The 1,810-nt window shown below is 41.0% G+C and carries 1 protein-coding gene; it reads left to right on the top strand.

Annotation, left to right across the window (positions count from 1 at the left end; all coding sequences use genetic code 11):
* The first annotated feature begins 362 nt into the window (after positions 1–362).
* Entirely contained in the window at positions 363–1,679 is a 1,317-nt protein-coding gene (locus D7Y06_RS24920; protein ID WP_120410157.1) for an IS110 family transposase, read from the top strand.
* Positions 1,680–1,810 lie beyond the last annotated feature (131 nt).

Genomic DNA, 1,810 nt, shown 5'->3' with positions numbered 1-1,810 from the left:
CCTCCTAGTATAATAATGGTGTAGTCAATCAAGACTACTTGGTTAATAAATTTCTAAAATTAGACAACAGAAGAAGGCGTTCTTCCTTCATCAGATGTTGTCCATATTAATTATCATGTCTGACGGCTCCTGATAGACACCAGATAAAACATAAGGTATTATCTCTTAGGATAGGACAAAGAATGTCCACCTCCTTGGGAAGCTGATTGTTCAGCTGATACCTACAGTGAAGTCAATTAGTCCATTCGACAGGGTTTTATGTTTTAGCTGGTTGGGAGCCGGGAGGCTATACCCGCATAACACGCTAGGTTGTGTACCTGCCAGATTGGAAATGGATTCCTATCAGAAAGGAGCTTTCGCTCATGTCTAACAAAGTTATTTTTAATGTTGATGAACTATTCATCTCTGTTGGTATTGACGTCGGTGCTGACTTCTCCTGGATGTCTATCGCACTCCCTAACCAGCAGTTTGTAGGAAAGCCTTATAAAATCCTGCATAACAGCATGGATTCCCTTACAGCCGCTGTTTCTAAAATAAAAGAAGCAGAAGAGCTGTATTCTTTGGAAAGTCGCATTTTCCTTGAATCCACGGGAATCTATCATTACCCACTCTTCTGCTATCTTCGTGATAAGGGTTTTAACGTGTCTGTTATCAATCCTATCATCACTAAGAATAGCACAAATATCAACATACGGAAAGTGCATAATGACCGTTTTGATTCAAAAAAGGCTGCATTAGTTGGTTTGAAACCTGATTTAAAAGTTTCCCTCATGCCATCCGACCTTGCCCTTAATTGCCGGAATCTCTGCCGTGAATACTACGATTTAATGGATAACCGCAGTGCTTATGTGAACAAACTCCAAGGCGAACTGCGCATGGCATTTCCCCAATACCTTGGCATTTTTTCCAAGGTTACGGTTAATACATCACTTACACTGTTGGAGACGTATACCTCCCCGGCTGCATTTATTGAAGCAGACCGGCAAGAGATTATTGATGCCATTAAATCTACTGCCCGCTTTGGACTTACATATGCTTTAAACAAGTATAATGCCATTATTCAGGCTGCAAATGAAGCAAATGAATTCGGTTACATCATTGACAGCAACATCAAACGCATCCGCCTTTATATTGGTTTCATCCGTAAATATGACGAAGAAATCAAAGGCATCCTGGGTTCCATGCATGAGCTTGTTGATGCCAATGAAGCCACCGACTTTGTCAGGCAGATCCATTTGATCGAAACGTTCAAAGGTGCTGGTTTCTTATCCGCCATATCCCTCATGGGAGAGATTGGAGATTTTTCTGCATTCTCCAAGCCAAAACAGCTTTTTGCTTACTTTGGTCTTGATCCGGCAGTAAAACAATCCGGCAAATTTGAAGGCACAAAAACCCAAATGTCTAAAAGGGGCTCCGCCATAGCCAGGCGGGTGGTTCATACACTGGCTTTACAAAGCATCGGCACATCCCGCACGGGAGAAGCCAAAAATCCGGTTCTGCGTGATTACTACCTCAAAAAATGTGAATCAAAACCCAAACTCGTGGCAATGGGGGCTGTTTCACACAAAGTATGCAACATGATATTTGCAATACTCAGGGACAATAAGCCTTTTGAAATCATTACTCCGCAGGAGCATATCAAAAAACACAATGCTGCTAAATGCGACATAGCCGCATAAAATACTGTAAATCCAACGAATCAATATCTTTTGAAAAAATGATATTTTCACCAAGGGGTAAGTGCGCCTTTTTTGCTTTAAAAATAATTTCGATTTTTCTCATTTTGCTATTGACATTTATTAGCTGGACT

It is taken from the genome of Roseburia sp. 1XD42-69 (genome assembly GCF_003612565.1).
Taxonomy (GTDB): Bacteria; Bacillota; Clostridia; order Lachnospirales; family Lachnospiraceae; genus Roseburia_B.
The sequence above is the reverse complement of the archived record's forward strand: the minus strand, read 5'-3'. Positions and strand labels throughout refer to the sequence as shown.

What these genes read in the sequence shown, in the direction of transcription:
- D7Y06_RS24920 (WP_120410157.1), top strand. Translation starts at nt 363, where the DNA reads ATGTCTAACAAAGTTATTTTTAATGTTGATGAACTATTCATCTCTGTT.